The sequence below is a fragment of the Sporosarcina sp. genome (genome assembly GCF_029257255.1).
Taxonomy (GTDB): Bacteria; Bacillota; Bacilli; order Bacillales_A; family Planococcaceae; genus Sporosarcina.
Genome location: NZ_JARICI010000080.1, coordinates 49,489 through 66,512, shown reverse-complemented (window position 1 = coordinate 66,512; position 17,024 = coordinate 49,489). Strand labels below are relative to the sequence as shown.

The following is a 17,024-nucleotide window of genomic DNA, read 5'->3' as shown; positions in this document are numbered from 1 at the left end:
ACAGCGTGCAGAAAACATGGAGATATTTTACGTTGTTCGCAGCCGTTCTCGTATTAGCGTTTGTGGCGGGTTGCGGTGCAGATACAGATAAGGAAAGTCCGGCAGCAGACAAAGCCGGCGATGACACAGTAAAAGAATCAGATCAGCGCATTGTAGCGGGAACAGTCGTCATTGCAGATATCCTGGATAAGTTAGACATCGACGCAATCGCTGTCCCTGAATCAGAAAAGCAACTGCCCACTCGCTTTGACGGACTGCCGACTATCGGCAACGCGATGACTCCAGATATGGAGATTGTGAAGTCTTTAGATCCGACAGAAGTGTTGTCCGTTTCTACGCTGGAATATGATTTGATCGACAGCTTCGAACAGTTAAATGTTCCGGTGAAGTTTTTGAACTTCCAAAGTGTTGATTCGATGATTGCGGAGATTCAAGCACTTGGGGAGCGTTATGACCGTACAGAAAAAGCGGATAAACTGACGGCCAATCTGCAAAAGAATATTGAAGCTGCAGAAACAGTTGCAGCGAACCGAAAAGGACCGCGTGTATTGATTTTACTTGGAATTCCCGGCAGTTATCTGGTAGCTACGGAAAACTCTTATGCAGGCGATTTAGTGAAGCGTGCAGGCGGCATTAACGTAATGGAAGGGCAAGATCCAGAATATCTGTCTTCCAATACAGAATATCTTCACAACAGTAATCCGGACATTATCTTGCGCTTGTCACACGGTATGCCGGAAGAAGTTGTAGAAATGTTTGATGAAGAATTCAAAACGAATGATGTGTGGAAACACTTTGATGCTGTGAAAAACGGCAAAGTTTATGATTTGGAAGAAGAGCTTTTCGGAACGACTGCTTCTCTGCAGGTACCGGAAGCATTGAAAGAGTTAATCAAGATATTCTATCGTTGATCAGACTGATTGATGAATTACGGTGAAAAGGGAAGTCCGCTATGACAAAAAGAATTGTTAGTTATGTGGCAGTAGCTGTGCTGCTTATCGTGACCATCGTTTATTCAGCTACGACCGGCAGTATTCAAATGGGATTTTTCGAATTTTTTAGCGCACTCTTTGAAAAAGGAAACAGCCAGATGGAAGCGATTCGGGATCTACGTTTTCCCCGGATCATCGTCGCTTTATTTGCAGGGGCGGCACTTTCCGTTTCAGGTGTTCTGCTGCAGTCGGTGATGCGTAATCCGCTGGCAGATGCAGGGATTATCGGGATTTCTTCAGGTGCTGCTTTTGTTCAGTTATTTATCATTTCGTTTTTCCCAGCGCTCTTTTTCATGACGCCTTTATTCGCATTTATGGGCGGAGCATTTGCTTGCTTCCTCGTTTTTGCGCTGTCATGGAAGTCTGGGCTCAGTCCGTTGAAACTGATTTTAGTCGGAATCGCAATCAATGCGATGTTCACAGGGCTGACGGAAGCATTCATCAGCTTTGGCGGATCGCTGAATGTTTCGGCATCTAGTGTCATAGGTTCGAATCTGACGCTGCGCACTTGGAAAGATGTTTCTACGATTGTTACATACGGCACAATTGGTTTAGTGTTGGCATTTGCACTTTATAGCTGGTGTAACTTGCTGGTGCTGCAGGATAAGACGGCAAAGAGCATTGGTTTCCACGTGGCACGTGCAAGGCTGATCATTGCGGCAGTGGCAGTTTTACTTTCAGCAATTTCGGTTGTTGTGGCGGGCGTCATTTCATTTGTCGGCTTACTCGTACCACATATTGCACGCAGATTAGTGGGCTATGACCACAAAGTGCTGATACCATTTACGGCGCTACTAGGAGCCCTCATCATCCTGCTGGCTGATACGATTGGAAGGACTATTGTGTCCCCACTTGAGATACCTGCATCGACGATCATGGCCATTATTGGCGGACCGTTCCTCATATTCTTACTGCGAAAAGAGTGACCTGCTATGGAAATGAAAAGTATCATTGTCTCGCATGATAATAAAACGAACCATTTGGACGGCGTGTCGACGTCGATTCAAAAAGGCAAGATCACGACGATCATCGGACCGAACGGCTGCGGAAAATCGACGTTATTAAGTGTGCTGTCCAGAAACAATGCACCGAAGTCAGGATCAGCTTCATTGGAAAATCGCGATTTACTGCAGTATAAGCCAAAGGAATTCGCAAAAAAGCTGGCGATTGTCTATCAGCAAAATGATATACCGAAAGATTTGACGATTGAAAAGCTTGTTGGCTTTGGCAGGTTGCCGCATAAACACTTACTGCAGCGTGCACAGGAAGAAGACCGTCAGGCGATCGACTGGGCGCTGTCGGTGACGAACCTGATCGATAAGCGTGATAAAGATCTGGAGGCGCTGTCAGGCGGAGAACGCCAGCGTGTGTGGATTGCAATGGCATTGGCACAACGCTCTGAAATTCTTTGTCTGGACGAACCGACGACGTATTTAGATATCTACTATCAGATTGAGCTGCTGGAACTGGTGAAGTCGCTGAATGAAGAATACGGACTGACGATTGTCATGGTGTTGCACGATATCAACCAGGCAATCCGCTACAGCGATGAAATCATCATGATGAAGGCGGGACAGATTGTGGCAGAAGGACCGCCGCTCGAAGTGATTACGAAAGACGTTATTAAGCAGGTGTACGGCGTCAATGCGATCTTCAAGGAAGACGACGAGATCGGCCTCTATATGATGTCACTCGGTATTTAGGAGGTCTCCGAATGAAAAAACGTTTGTCGAAAGTGATGCCGTTTGTTTATCTGGCAGTCTTTCTTTATTCGGGTTATTTACTGGTACAGTATCTCTATACGTACGTAGAAGCTGCCAGTTCATTGAAAGAGACACAGGAGATCTACGAGACGGCACTGGAGAATGTCACGGAGCCTGGGGTTGTAGAAGGTTCAAATAAAGAAGCCATTTTATCACGTTACACGATGCGGCCGCAATTTGAAGAGCTGCATAAGGTGAATGATGATATCGTCGGCTGGATCTCAGTGGAAGGTTCAAAGGTCAATAATCCGATTCTGCAGGCGGAGGATAACGACTTTTATCTAAACCGCAATTTCAAGGGAGATTACAGCCGTGCAGGAAGTGTCTTCATGGATTTCCGCAATGACGTGACGGACATGAGCCGCAACACAGTCATTTACGGCCACGCCATGAGAAATGATACGATGTTCGGCAGCCTGAAGAAGTTCGGTGATCAGGACTATGCCAATAAACATTCGGTGATCTATATGGACACGTTGTATGAAGGCTATGACATTGAAGTGTTCGCTGCCTATGAAACGACCATCGACTTTTATTATATTGAGACGCATTTCCAGTCGGATGAAGAGTTTGGGGACTTCTTAGGGGAAGTGGAATCGCGTTCGCTGATTGATATGCCGGTGGAAGTAGGACCGGACGATCAAATCGTTACGCTTTCTACATGCAATAATTCCGTCAACAGTAAAGACAAGCGCTACGTGGTACAAGGAAAATTAGTGAAAAGATAAAAATAGGAGTTACTACTTACAAAGGAATGCATAAACTATATGTGTTCCTTTTTTCTTTATCCGAGGGCAAATTGAGTATGAATAAGTAAAAGCTAGTTAGAATGGTTTGGTTAACTAATCGTAATTGACAGGTAATAAGATTCAATTTTTCTATATTATGAGAATGTTATTGTAAGATATGGTAGATTAACAGAATATCCAAGTCAGTAATTGTTTTCATTAGTAATTTATCAGTACATATTAGGAGGGTGTTTGTTGGGAAATCAATCGTTACTTTCAAGTAAAGAAACGCCGTATTTTGTCATTAGTATTGTATTCAGTGTCATCATCTACTTACTTGCCATTATTAGTGTTGTCGGTATCCTGATTGCGGCAGCGATTCTTGCCATTTTATTAGTTATGAATGCCATCATGATCGGAAGTATACGGGGGAACGGGATTCGGGTGAATGAAAAACAGTTTCCTGATGTCTATAAGAGAGTTGTGGACTTATCCGTGCAAATGGGAGTAGCTAAAGTACCTGATATATTCGTAATTAATTCTGAAGGTGCTTTAAATGCATTTGCCACAAGATTTATGGGCAGAAATATGATGGTGATTTATTCGGAAGTGTTCGAACTGGCGAGACAGCAGGGTGAAAAGGAACTGGATTTCATTATTGCCCATGAACTTGCCCATATTAAACGAAGACATGTGTGGAAAAACATCCTGACTATGCCTGCCAATTTTATCCCCTTTCTATCACAGGCCTACAGCCGTGCCTGTGAGTATACATGTGATCGGCATGCCGCCTATTACACGCAGGACGGGATCGCTGCAAAACGGGCACTTATTATTTTAGGTGTCGGGAAAGGGCTTTATAAAGAAGTGGATGAAGTCTCTTACCTCGAACAGATTGAAAGTGAATCCAATGTAGCGGTATGGTTTTCCGAAGTATTATCCAGCCATCCCAATCTGCCAAAACGAATTCAGACAGTCGGCCAATTTATGCAGGTCGAAGGAACACCGAACTTCAGGTCTAATGCAGGGAGAATTACAGTAGGCGCACTTATCGCAGGTGGAGCTATTACCGTTCTGTATGTTGGGATTATTTTCTTTTTTGCTCTGGGTTCTACTTTTCTTTCTACGTTCCTGGTCGGCTTTCAGGATGAATATGATTCCCCTAGTTTAAACGGGCTCATGGAGGCAGCGGCAGATGGAGACGTTAAAGAAGTAGAGAAGTATGTGGTGCAGGGGCAGGATATCTTTGAAGAAGATGACGAACATACAACTGCACTTCACTATGCAGTCTACAACAGCAATGTTGAAGTTGCTGAAGTATTATTGGAAAATGGGGCAAATCCAAATGACTCGGATAATTACTCAACTGTTTTAACAGCAGCATTGTCGAATGGAGATTATGAGTTGGCAGCACTGCTCTATGAATATGGTGCAGATCCATTAGCAAAAGATGTTGATGGTGAATCAGGAGTGAGTTATTTAGGAGTCCAAACGGAAGAAGAATTTAAGGAAATATTAGAATACTAATCTGCTATATGAAAGTCACTCTAAATGGGTGGCTTTTTTGAATCTCTTTTATCCGAACGATAGTAATGATACTATAGATAAAAACACCGGGGTGAGAATATTCTATGAACTTGGATCGACTGCACGATAAAATTCAGGATAGTAAATCGCTGTTCATTGGAGAAGATACGGCTTTTCGTTCAGCTGTAGTTATTCCGCTTGTAAAGTCCGAGGATGAATGGCATGTTTTATTTGAAGTACGATCATTCAAGATGAGAAAGCAGCCGGGAGATATCAGTTTCCCTGGAGGACGCATTGATGCGACAGACGCTTCTCCGATGGCGGCTGCTTTGCGGGAGACGCAGGAAGAACTAGGGATTAATCCCGACACTGTAAGGGTGATTGGCGAGTTAAGCCCGTATATTGCATCTCCATCGTTTGTTGTACATCCATTTGTAGCAGTCATTGATTATAATGAAATCATCCGTAGCTACAATAAAGACGAGGTAGAAGAAGTCTTCGCAATCCCTGTAGAATGGCTTCTTAAGCATGAGCCTTACATGCATCTAATATCTATAAATCCGTCTCCAGCCACAAACTTCCCATATGAGAAGATCATGAATGGCGATCAATACCAATGGAGAAGTCATTCATTGGAAGAGTGGTTTTATGAATACGGTAATTATACGGTGTGGGGATTGACAGCAAGAATTCTGAAACATTTTATAGAAATTATGAAAAAAACGACATGAAAAGGCTGCAGACGAAACAATTGTCTGCAGCCTTTTGATCGATTCTATTATAGTACTTCTAACGATACTTCGATATTTCCTCTCGTAGCTTTCGAGTACGGACAGAATTGATGAGCTTTTTCTACCAGGTCTTCAAGCTTGTCCTTTTCGATGTCTGTTCCTTTTACTTGCAGTTTCACTTCAAGTTTAAAACCACCGTCTGATTCGTCTTTACACAGACTGACGTTTGCCGTAACTTCGGAAGAGAATTTGACATGCTCTTTGCCTGCAACTAATTGCAGCGCGCCGTCAAAACAAGATGCATAGCCAGCTGCGAATAATTGTTCAGGATTAGTAGAATTTGTCAGCTCTTTTTCTCTCTTCGTACCCGGCATAGCCGTATCAAACTCGACAACTCCGTTTGAAGATTTTACATGACCTTCACGGCCGCCTGTAGCTGTAGCTGTTGAGGTGAATAATTTTTCTGACATGATATCACTTCTCCTATTCGAAATTTTATGATCTATTTTTCTGTTTACCCTAATGCCTATATATTATGTCTGAAATCCACAATATTTTTGCTTTCCCCGATAATTAGTCAATTTATGCAGGGGAAGTCCGCTATAATGGACTATAGAATGTTAGTGATCAGGAGTGGAAATAATAGATGAATAAAAATGATATCGCGGACATCCGCAAGCGTTTTAAAGTTGATTCGGATTTGCTGACGATCACGGATATATACAATATTTATATCCGGCAGGAGAGCAGTGAGATCTACCATGAGGAGAGTCAGGCATTCCCTTTGCTGGATCGCGAGCAACAAGAGCTGTTTTTGGCAAATTTCAAAAAAGTGCTGGGCGGCAAGCTGGGAATGAAGCTGTTTGAAGTGAAGTTTGAACCGCAGACCGATGAACAGCCGGACCACGCACAGAAGCTATTATACGCCGGGCTTCAAGCTGAAGAAGCAGATGAATGGAAAGATGAGATGCAGCATCTGGCGTTGAAAATGGTGAAAGAAGTACAGTATGAAAAAGATTTAGTGGTAACATTCATACGAGGAAATTATTTCAAGAAGACGAAGCGCAACAGTGAGGAAACAGAAATTGATGCGCGCGATGAAGTGTTCACAACACCGTTTATTCTGTGCAGCATGAATCATACGGATTTACCGAAACGCTCCATTGTCTTTGATTTCATTGAGCGTGAATTTAAGGCGAATACGATGATTGATCCGATTATTAATTTAGCATCACCGGTCGGCGGCTTTTTGTTCCCGAGCTTCACCGATAATGCGGCAGATGTCAATCATATTCTGTATGCTGCAGGTAAGGTGAATAAGCCGGATTACCGTTTCATTGAGGAAGTATTGAACGGCGAAGAGATCATGACGGCTGCAGATGATAAAGCAGTTTTTGAAGAAATTATTAAGCATGTGGTGGGGGAAGAAGTTGCTTCGCAGACGCTTGCCAATGTGTATGAAGCTGTGCATCGCTTGACCGAAGTGGATGAAGAAGACGAGGAGCCGGAAGAGCCGCCGGCATTGGATAAAGTGCAAATAGAACGTGTGCTGAAAATGAGTGGTGTGGATTATGTTGATGCAGAGCAAGTAAAGAATGCGTTTGAATCAGTTGTCGACGATGATATGTATGAAATGAAGGCAACCCATATTGTGCCGAGCTATACGTCGAAATCGATTAAGATCGAAACGAAAGTGGCCAATATCGCAATCAGTCCGCAAGATTTGAAGTATGTCAAACAGGTCAACTACGACGGCAAGCGTTGCATTTTGATTGAGGTAGAAGAAGATACGATTATTGATGGATTCAAATTGATTTCGGAGAAGCTGTTGAATTAATAAGTATTCTTGTATGAAAACCGTTCATTGTGGTGAACGGTTTTTTATTATAAGAAAATGAACTTTTTGCCGACGTGAAGACTCTTATAGATGAGGGGTGAAGATATGAGAATTGCTCGGTTGGTGAAGCGAGCTAAAAAGGGTGATAAAGAAGCGCTGTTGCAGTTAATCAGTGAGCAGCAAGATGACTATTACAGGCTGGCTCTGAGTTATATGGGCAATTCCCACGATGCCATGGACGCGATGGAAGAGATGATTGTCAGTCTGTACCGTCATATTCCGAAGCTCAAAAAGAATGAGTCGTTTTACAGCTGGAGTAAAACGATACTGGTGAATCAGTGCAGGAAGATGCTTCACAAGGCAGACCGGGTCGTACTGCTAGAAGATTTTGAGACGGATGAGTTTCATTCCGAAGATGTCTCTTTAAAGAGAACCGAGCAGGCGATAGATATCCAACAGATGCTGGCTGTCGTTAATAAACATCAAAGAGAAGCGATTGAGCTGAAGTACTTTCATGATTTGGATTATAAAACGATAGCGGATATAACGAAAGTCTCTGTGGGGACAGCAAAATCAAGAGTGTTTAATGGTTTGAATAAAATGCGTGAAGCGGCAAGGGGTGAATTCAATGACTGAACTTGAGCAGAAGCTGGCAGAAGAGAAAAAGCGTCTGGACGAAATAACGGCACCGAGTGAATTGGAAGGACGGCTGCGGGCTGCCTTGGAAACAGCGCCAAAGCAAAAGAGATCGCGGATGCCGCAATGGATTTCAGTGGCGGCTGCATTACTTATTCTGTCATTGGCCGGCTATCAATATGATGCATTCGCTTATTACGGGAAGAAATTGCTTGGTTTTGAAGAAATCATGCCTGAAACACTGACGAAGCTAAATGAAGCAGGAAATGGTCAAAACGTGGATAAAGCGATGACGCTGCCGGATGGATCGAAGTTTACTGTGAACGGAATTTTAGCAGATGAAAATAGGTTTGTGCTTTACTACACGCTCGACAACTCTGAAGGTGTGGGCGAGGACATGCATTTCATGGAACTGAATGGTTTCCTTACAAACTCGTTTTCTAGCCACGGCACGTCCACTATGAATGAAGAAGGCACGCAGTTGAAAGGAATGCGGACTTTTGAGCCGGTCAGTCCGTTTGCGAAAAAACTGACGCTGGAATTTCAGGACTCCCACTCACAAGATTGGCTGAAAATCACATTTCCATACGATCCAAGTACTGCGATGCAGACGAAACTGAAACAGTCCATTAAAAAAAGCGTTCAGGTAGATCAGGGAAATATTCGTTTTGATTCAATTACAGCAACGCCGAGTCAAACGACAATTAAGGGTAAACTAAAGGTAGATAATTTTGATCGGATTTCATTGGGATTTGAAGGGGTGAAACTGCTGGCAGACGGCGTGGCGATTGACGAGATCGGCAGCAGTGTTTCTTCGACATTTAATGGCGATGTATTTACAATTGATTTTGACGTGCTGCCCGATCATTTGGATTCGCTCGTGCTTTCCGTAGATACATTTGTAGGATATAAACAGGTGGATGAAAGGATATTACTGACGGCAGGAAAGGAAGCTACCGCAGATCTTAATGGCAAAGAATTGATTATCAGAAAGATGGACGTAACTTCAGATGGTTTAGAGGTTACAGTTGCGACAGAAGAAAATATCCTGCTGGATGGCGTGACAATTCAAATTAAAAATGACGAAATTCCATTAACAACAACACTGCGTCAGGACTATGCAATAGCGAAAAATGGCAGGGAATATAAGGAGCGGATTTTACTTTTTGACAGCACTCAGTTACCAGATGCGATCACAATTAAAGGGATACATTATGAGAAAAAGTACGGAGAAACTGTCGAAATCCCAGTTAGAAATAAGTAATTTGGCGTATAAAGTGTCATGAAGCCGCCAATATGTATCAAAATTCCGACATTTTTCTTGTTGAGTCCTTACAAATAAACAAGTCCCTTTAATCCCGGTTAAATTTCATGTATACTAGAAAAGATGTTAGTCGATGTATGGTAACTAAGACAGAATAAAGTGCTCCTCGTGCGCGCCATGTTCGTTGTGACGCCTTATTCAGGGACATTTACAGTTCTGTAAATTTCACATATAAGGAAGGTCAAAATGAGTAATAAACAAACTAAATCAGACGTTATCTTAATCGGTGCCGGAATTATGAGTGCGACACTAGGAACAATGCTTAAAGAACTAGCGCCAGATTGGAAAGTTTCATTGTTCGAAAAGCTGGATAAAGCGGGAGAAGAAAGTTCTCACGAATTGAACAATGCAGGAACAGGACACGCGGCATTGTGTGAACTGAACTATACTTCCGAAAAGGCGGACGGTTCCATTGACATCACAAAAGCAATCAAAGTCAATGAGCAATTCCAATTGTCCATGCAGTTCTGGTCCCATCTAGTAGAACAGAAATTAATCAAAGACCCGAATCAGTTTATCATGCCCCTGCCTCACATGAGTTTAGTTCAAGGCGAAGATAATGTAACGTATCTTAAAAAACGCTTTGCAGCAATGACAGCTAACCCGTTATTTCAAGGAATGGAGTTCTCTGATGATCCGGAAAAGCTCAAAGAGTGGATCCCGCTGATCATGAAGGACCGTCCAGCTAGTGAATCGATTGCTGCAACTAAAATCGATACGGGAACAGATGTAAACTTCGGTGCGCTTACACGTATGCTGATTGATCACTTGAAGCAAGCTGATGTGGATGTCAACTATGGTCATCAAGTGGAAGATATCAAACGTGCAAGCGACGGCGAATGGGAATTAAAAATAAAGAATAATCGTGATGGTGTTCTTGAATATCACAAAGCGAAATTTGTTTTCATTGGCGGCGGGGGCGGAAGTCTTCCATTGCTTCAAAAGACAAATATTCCAGAGAGCAAGCATATCGGTGGATTCCCTATCAGCGGAATCTTCATGATCTGTAAAAATCCTGACGTGATTGCAAAACATCATGCGAAAGTATACGGTAAAGCAAAAGTCGGTGCACCGCCAATGTCGGTTCCTCACTTGGATACACGCTATATTGACGGCGAAAAATCTTTGTTGTTCGGACCGTTTGCAGGCTTTTCACCAAAGTTCCTGAAAACAGGTTCTATGATGGATCTAATCGGCTCTGTAAAACCGAATAACGTAACGACGATGCTTGCATGCGGTGCTAAGAATATGTCATTGACTAAATACTTGGTAGAACAAGTCATACAGTCAAAAGAACAGCGTATTAATGAACTGCGAGAATTTGTTCCAGATGCGAAGAGCGAAGACTGGGATCTATGGACTGCAGGCCAGCGTGTTCAAGTTATTAAGGATACAGATAAAGGAAAAGGAACACTTCAGTTCGGTACAGAATTAGTAACGGACGCTGACGGAACAGTTGCTGCACTTTTAGGAGCTTCTCCAGGAGCATCAACAGCTGTTTCGGTTATGCTGGACCTATTGCAAAAATGTTTCCCTGAGTACGTAAAAGACTGGGAACCAAAACTAAAAGAAATGATTCCTTCCTACGGTAAGTCTTTAGTGGAAAACCCTGAACTTCTCAAAGAAATTCATGCGTCAACTGCTGAAACGCTAGGACTGTCTAAAAAAGAAGCGATTCTTGACTAATTAACAAATATTGAAGGCTTCGTTACGTTATTCGTAACGGAGCCTTTTTGCATCCCGATGAATTTCACCTGACCGTGATTAATTACGTAAAGAAATGGTGTACAATTAAGAAAACATCAGAAGAAAGGTATTGAGAAGCTTGGATTTATTGCTGACGTTTGGGATTTTAGGAATTACAATTGTCTTATTTATGACGAATCGTCTACGGGCAGATCTGGTGGCGGTTTTGGCTTTACTGGCTTTTGTGCTAACAGGTATTTTACAGCCTGCAGAAGCTCTAACCGGCTTTTCAAACTCCGTTGTCATCATGATTGCAGGACTTTTCATTGTAGGTGCCGGTATTTTACGCACAGGGCTCGCTCAAATGGCCGGCAATGTACTTGTACGTTATGCAGGTGACAGTGAAAAACGGTTATTTGTCCTGTTACTGCTGATTGTGGCGTTTGTCGGCGCCTTCATGAGCAATACAGGCACAGTGGCTCTGATGATGCCGATTGTCGTCAGTATTGCCATCAGCATTGGGAGTAATCCGTCCAAGTTTCTGCTGCCTCTTTCGTATATCGCCAGTTTCTCCGGCCTGCTGACATTGATCGCATCACCGCCGAACTTGATTGTCTCGCAGCTTCTGGTTGATAACGGATTTGAGCGTCTCAGCTTCTTCCAGATCACACCGATTGGATTGATTGGCGTTGCGGTGGGCGTGGTCTATCTGTACTTCATGCGTGATCGGATTGTACCGAAGGGGATGAGAAATGCGAAAGGTGATGTCTCGCAGCCGCTCTCTCCCAAACAGCTGGCTAAAGACTACAGACTTGGCGGGAAGCTGCTGCAGATTAAAGTTCCTGAAGACTCCTCACTCGTTGGACAGCGTCTGTCTCAGCTGAAGATTCCGGCGCGTTTTCATATGGCCATCCTGAAGATTGAACGTAAATCCATGGAAGGTATCAAGTTCCTGCCAATGACGTTTCAGGAAATGGCGGGTCCGTCGAGTATTATTGAGGCGAATGACATTTTATATGTACAGGGAACGGCCAGCCAGGCGGAGAACTTGATCAGAGAGTATGGTTTGCTGCTCGTGGAACAGGGAGCGGAAGCGGAGAAGCTTGTGTCAAAAGAACTCGGTATCGCAGAAGTATTGCTGACGCCGCATTCCCGTCTGATCAATAAAGATATTCGCAGCATCAGATTCCGTGAAACGTACAATTTGAACATTATCGGCATTAACCGACAGGGCAAGCAACTTTTGAAAGAGATGTCCAAGCGGCAGCTGCGCTTTGGAGATTCCTTACTAGTACAGGGATCATGGGAATCCATTGAGCTGTTGGCAAGAGAGACGAAAGATGTGGTCATCGTCGGACAGCCGCAGGAACATGCAAGCGTTGCTTCGGCGAGCGGTAAAGCATGGGTGGCGGGAGCAATCATGCTACTGATGGTGACACTGATGATAACTGAAGTTTTTCCGGCCTTTATATCGGTGTTAATTGCGGCCGTCTTAATGATTTTAACAGGATGTGTGCGAAATATGGATGATGCCTACGGGCAGATTAACTGGGAAAGTATTATCCTGATTGCAGCCATGCTTCCGATGGCGACCGCGCTTGAAAATTCCGGCGGCATGGAGCTGCTGTCCGAAGGTATGATTAAATTGCTAGGTGGACTGGGAGCGATAGGCGTGCTGGGTGGAATATATTTGCTGACTATGGTTTTTGGCCAGTTCATTAGCAATACAGCGACTGCTGTACTGTTTGCGCCGATTGCGATGAGTGCTGCTGTCAGTCTGGATGTCAATCCATATACTTTTCTGATCGCTGTAGCGGTGGGAGCAGGCATGTCGTTCGCAACACCGGTTGCATCACCTACAAATGCATTGGTGATGACAGCAGGTGGATATTCGTTTAAGGACTTTGCGAAAATAGGGATTCCGTTGCAAATTATTATGTTTGTTGTCATGATGATTGCAATTCCGCTGCTGTTTCCTCTATAAGTTACATGTGAATAGTAGTAAAAACGCAGCCTTTCGACCATTCATTTATGGGCGGAGGGTTTTTGCGTAAAGTCATGTGAAACATCAATCCTTTTGCAGCAATTACACAGCAACAAAATATCTTAGTGTATAAACTGCTATAATGAACAGTGAAAACATAGATAATTCCGGAATGAGGGCTGGCAAGATGACGCTTCAATTTATCAACGCAGAAAAACGCATACATGATTCGATTGTTTTTCCTTCCTTTAATTTAACTGTAAAACCTGGACAGGCCGTGGCAATCTACTCTAGTGTCAATGTTCGAGAGCAGTTAATGGAGGTGCTTTTGGAAAACTCCAGACTGTCAGGGGGAGAGGTCCGGGTATCAGGATCGTCATATATCAAAAGTAAACAGCAGCTTGGTTTTCTATTTCTGCATCATGGCTTATATGAGCGATTATCCATTGTAGAAATGATTCGTTTTACGAAGCAGCTCTACACCTCAAATTTGTCTATAGAAGATACGCTTCACATGGTTCAGCTGGATTCAAAATGGAAAGTGAAGATAAAAGAGCTGTCCTATTCGGAAAGAAGACGTGTTCAGCTGGCATGCCTGCTTGTGCAGAATCCTTCTTATTATATCTTTGAGGAAGCTGATCAGAATCTAGATCTCGAATCTAAACGCATTTTTCTAACTGTTCTGCAGGATTTGAAAGAACAAGAGAAAGGTGTATTAATACTGACAGGAAATATGGAGAGCGCAGTTACTGCCGGCGATGACGTCTTCCGTTTGGATGACAACGGACTTCATTCCATTCAGACACGCGATACGCTAGAAGATCAATCAGCTGCGGATGAAATATCTGTTACCGCAGAATCTGTTTTGCCGGTGCGCTTTGAAAAAATCCCAACAAAAGTAAATGAGAAGATTGTTTTATTTGATCCGCCTGAAATTGACTATGTTGAAAGTAATGAAGGTCAGTCTTTTTTACATATTAAGGGGGAAGGGTTTCCTACAAATTTCACGCTCAATGAATTGGAAGGACGTCTACTGCCATTCGGGTTCTTTCGTTGTCACCGCTCGTATATCGTCAATCTGCAGAAGGTGCGCGAAGTAATTACCTGGACGAGAAACAGTTACAGTCTCGTATTGGATGACACTGAAAAATCGACAATCCCTTTGTCGAAAACAAAAATGGTTGAACTTAAAGAGATGCTTGGACTCTAATTCTGTCGAAATATGCATTATTTCCCGGGTAATAAACTTGAGGAATATCAAGTTACTCTATCGGACTTAGGTTGTTTCAGCTGTTCATTCACCAATCTAATTGCTCCATTCACCCCGTATCACGCTCCTTTCATTCGAAATAGGATGCTGTTTTATTTTCATTCCCTTAATCTAAAGGTGCAAAGGAAAAACGTACAGCAAATTGATAGGAGGATAAAAATGGAGAATATTATAGAGGTGAAGGAACTGGCAAAAGTATTCGGCAATCAAAAAGCACTGGAGAGTGTAGACTTCCATGTGAAAAAGGGAGAGATCTTCGGCTTTTTAGGACCGAGTGGATCAGGTAAAACGACTACTATTAAAATATTGACGGGCCAGCTGACAGCTACGAGTGGAACGGCAACGATCTTCGGTGAGCCGGTATCTCAGCTGAAAAAATCTGAATATCGCAGCCGTTTCGGTGTACTTACGGATAGCAGCGGTCTTTATGAAAGACTGTCAATTTACGATAATTTGAAGTTGTATTGTGATCTGTATAATGTACCGAGTTCAGAGATTGATAAAGTGCTCGATGTCGTGAATTTGCGTCAGGATCAATCAAAACGCGTGTCTACTTTGTCCAAGGGAATGGCGCAGCGCGTGACACTGGCAAGAGCATTGATTCATAAACCTGAATTACTCTTTCTAGATGAACCGACGTCTGCACTGGATCCCGGAAACTCACTTCATATACACAAGGGATTACGCAGGCTCAATGAAATGGGAACAACCATTTTTCTCACTACACATGACATGCAGGAAGCAGAACTTCTGTGTAACCGTATTGCTTTTTTAGACGGCGGAAAGATTCAGCTTCTCGACACGCCCAAAAAGCTGAAGCAGCGTTTCTCAGATTCAACAATTACTGTGGAACTGGCAACGCAAGAGCGGGTCGTGCTGTCTGCAGGAGCCGAAGGGGCTGACCGCCTGTTTGATTATATGAACAACAATCAAGTAGTGACGGTTCATTCGAATGAACCGACTTTGGGAGAAATCTTTGTACAAGTGACGGGGAGGGAATTGGCATGATGATTTCATTGAAGCGAATGAATGCTATATTGGTAAAAGACTTTAAGGACTTTTCGCGGAACTTGGCGGTTTCGACTATTTTGATCTTACCAATCGGACTCGGAATCATGTATGGCCAGACAGGACCAAATTCGCTGGAGGCAAACTTTCTGTTGATCAACTTAGCTTTCGTTATGGTTGCTACTTTTGTTCAGTGCTGCTTAATCGCAGAGGAGAAAGAAAAGAATACACTTCGTGGACTGATGCTCTCGCCGGCGAGTACGGCTGAAATAATTGGCGGCAAAAGTTTGCTGACGTTTATACTGACTATGCTGACTGTCATCATCACTATATTCTTTACGGATTATAGACCGGCAAATATGGGTGTGATTGCTGTAGCATTTATTCTTACTGTATTTTTCTATATTGGTTTTGGAACGTTGCTTGGTTTATTTTCAAAGTCAGTTCTTGAAGCTTCAGTCATCGTCATGCCGGTCGTTACGGTTTTCTCCTTGGGTTCATTTCTGCCAGCATTTGTGGATCAATATCCGATTGCTAAAATAGGCATGTACTTACCGAACATCCAGCTGATCGAACTTGCAGTAATAGTGGAGCAGGGCGGAGGTTTCGGTGATGTGCTGTCGGAACTGCTCATTATTTTGGCGTGGGTTGTCGTGCTGTTCCTGCTGACACGTGTCATGTACCGCAAGAAAATGATTGATTAACATAAAAGAGTGCCTGCGCATTGTTTAGCGCAGGCACTCTTTGTTATTTAAACATCGGAACTTTCTTCAGCATTGCACATACCGGAATAGCCACCGCAATTCCGACTGCACATTGAACGAGGTCACCTGGAATCGAAGCCAAAGGAATAATCCAGCTGTGATACAGGATACTTTCGCCAATATAATAACCCGCTACTGTAACAGGAATCGATAGGATCATCGCCAGCAGGTTGAACGAAAAACTCGCACCTTTCCGGCCATTAGACCAAGCAATTTTTCCGATCAAGTAGCCTTGCAGCCCACGCGTAATGATCGTGATCGGTGCCCATAAAGCCCAGCCTCCGAATATATCAAACAATCCCATTCCAACAGCGCCTGCAATGGCACCTTTTTTCGGCCCGAATAAAATCGAAACGATAAACAGCATGGCAGTACCGAGGTGGATCAGTCCGCCGTTTGCAGCAATTGGCAGCTTAATATTCAATAACAGCGTCGCTACAAAAACGAGTGAAGCCAGCATGGAAGTGATGATCAAATCGAACGTCTTCGTACGAGACGGTGCATAGCTCTGTGATTTTTGCATTATCTCAACCTTCCTAACATTGTGGGATTGGTTCATTTAGAATAATGGATATCTGGTGTGTTTAAAAGTATCAATTTCTAATAAAGTTTAGGGGTCAGATAAATCCTTTTTTACTTTTACCAAATATCATGATGCCTGATTTATGAGCAGGTGAAGATGGCGAATCAAACGTATCCATTCAAGAAACAGCGATTCGCCATCATTTTCTGTGTTTCTATATGATAATATATTGATTCATTCATGAAAATAAG

Annotated in this window: 16 protein-coding genes; 14 read left to right on the top strand and 2 right to left on the bottom strand. The window is 43.2% G+C overall.

What is annotated here, in order from left to right:
* Window positions 1–5: 5 nt before the first annotated feature.
* From isdE to Q1J64_RS15095, 6 genes are all read left to right on the top strand, one after another.
* Window positions 6–911 carry a heme ABC transporter substrate-binding protein IsdE gene (gene isdE / locus Q1J64_RS15120; protein WP_301109936.1) on the top strand — a complete coding sequence of 302 codons (906 nt, stop codon included), beginning with the start codon at window positions 6–8 and terminating at the stop codon, window positions 909–911.
* A 41-nt stretch (window positions 912–952) separates the two neighbouring features.
* The gene (locus Q1J64_RS15115) at window positions 953–1,918 is read left to right on the top strand and encodes a FecCD family ABC transporter permease (RefSeq protein WP_301109935.1); all 966 of its coding nucleotides are present in this window, start codon (window positions 953–955) and stop codon (window positions 1,916–1,918) included.
* 6 nt (window positions 1,919–1,924) lie between these two features.
* Window positions 1,925–2,695, top strand: coding sequence for an ABC transporter ATP-binding protein (locus tag Q1J64_RS15110; RefSeq protein WP_301109934.1), 771 nt, complete (start codon window positions 1,925–1,927; stop codon window positions 2,693–2,695).
* Window positions 2,696–2,706: 11 nt separating this feature from the next.
* Window positions 2,707–3,483, top strand: a complete 777-nt coding sequence (gene srtB / locus Q1J64_RS15105) for a class B sortase (protein WP_301109933.1) — start codon at window positions 2,707–2,709, stop codon at window positions 3,481–3,483.
* Window positions 3,484–3,738: 255 nt separating this feature from the next.
* The gene (locus tag Q1J64_RS15100; RefSeq protein ID WP_301109932.1) at window positions 3,739–5,010 is read left to right on the top strand and encodes a M48 family metallopeptidase; all 1,272 of its coding nucleotides are present in this window, start codon (window positions 3,739–3,741) and stop codon (window positions 5,008–5,010) included.
* 104 nt (window positions 5,011–5,114) lie between these two features.
* Complete coding sequence (locus Q1J64_RS15095) at window positions 5,115–5,741, top strand: NUDIX hydrolase (protein WP_301109931.1); 627 nt, start codon at window positions 5,115–5,117, stop codon at window positions 5,739–5,741.
* 47 nt (window positions 5,742–5,788) lie between these two features.
* On the opposite strand, the gene Q1J64_RS15090 is transcribed toward Q1J64_RS15095, so the two are convergent.
* Window positions 5,789–6,211 carry an organic hydroperoxide resistance protein gene (locus Q1J64_RS15090; protein WP_301109930.1) on the bottom strand — a complete coding sequence of 141 codons (423 nt, stop codon included), beginning with the start codon at window positions 6,209–6,211 and terminating at the stop codon, window positions 5,789–5,791.
* Window positions 6,212–6,387: 176 nt separating this feature from the next.
* Between Q1J64_RS15090 and Q1J64_RS15085 the strand changes: the two genes are divergently transcribed.
* From Q1J64_RS15085 to Q1J64_RS15050, 8 genes are all read left to right on the top strand, one after another.
* The gene (locus Q1J64_RS15085) at window positions 6,388–7,578 is read left to right on the top strand and encodes a DUF4317 domain-containing protein (protein WP_301109929.1); all 1,191 of its coding nucleotides are present in this window, start codon (window positions 6,388–6,390) and stop codon (window positions 7,576–7,578) included.
* Between the two features lie 105 nt (window positions 7,579–7,683).
* Window positions 7,684–8,214, top strand: a complete 531-nt coding sequence (locus Q1J64_RS15080; RefSeq protein ID WP_301109927.1) for an RNA polymerase sigma factor — start codon at window positions 7,684–7,686, stop codon at window positions 8,212–8,214.
* Window positions 8,207–9,478 (top strand): DUF4179 domain-containing protein, encoded by a 1,272-nt coding sequence (locus Q1J64_RS15075; protein ID WP_301109926.1) that lies wholly within the window; start codon window positions 8,207–8,209, stop codon window positions 9,476–9,478. Before Q1J64_RS15080 ends, Q1J64_RS15075 begins: the two co-directional genes overlap by 8 nt.
* 246 nt (window positions 9,479–9,724) lie before the next feature.
* Window positions 9,725–11,224, top strand: coding sequence for a malate:quinone oxidoreductase (locus Q1J64_RS15070; protein ID WP_301109925.1), 1,500 nt, complete (start codon window positions 9,725–9,727; stop codon window positions 11,222–11,224).
* A 190-nt stretch (window positions 11,225–11,414) separates the two neighbouring features.
* Entirely contained in the window at window positions 11,415–13,208 is a 1,794-nt protein-coding gene (locus Q1J64_RS15065; RefSeq protein WP_301109956.1) for an SLC13 family permease, read from the top strand.
* A 187-nt stretch (window positions 13,209–13,395) separates the two neighbouring features.
* Window positions 13,396–14,418: a LytTR family transcriptional regulator DNA-binding domain-containing protein gene (locus Q1J64_RS15060; protein WP_301109924.1), complete on the top strand. Its 1,023-nt coding sequence runs from the start codon at window positions 13,396–13,398 to the stop codon at window positions 14,416–14,418.
* Window positions 14,419–14,637: 219 nt separating this feature from the next.
* Window positions 14,638–15,486, top strand: coding sequence for an ABC transporter ATP-binding protein (locus tag Q1J64_RS15055; RefSeq protein ID WP_301109923.1), 849 nt, complete (start codon window positions 14,638–14,640; stop codon window positions 15,484–15,486).
* Window positions 15,483–16,190, top strand: a complete 708-nt coding sequence (locus Q1J64_RS15050; protein ID WP_301109922.1) for an ABC transporter permease — start codon at window positions 15,483–15,485, stop codon at window positions 16,188–16,190. Before Q1J64_RS15055 ends, Q1J64_RS15050 begins: the two co-directional genes overlap by 4 nt.
* A gap of 43 nt (window positions 16,191–16,233) precedes the next feature.
* Here the strand turns inward: Q1J64_RS15050 and Q1J64_RS15045 are convergent, their stop codons facing one another.
* Window positions 16,234–16,773, bottom strand: a complete 540-nt coding sequence (locus tag Q1J64_RS15045) for an ECF transporter S component (RefSeq protein ID WP_301109921.1) — start codon at window positions 16,771–16,773, stop codon at window positions 16,234–16,236.
* Window positions 16,774–17,024: the final 251 nt, after the last annotated feature.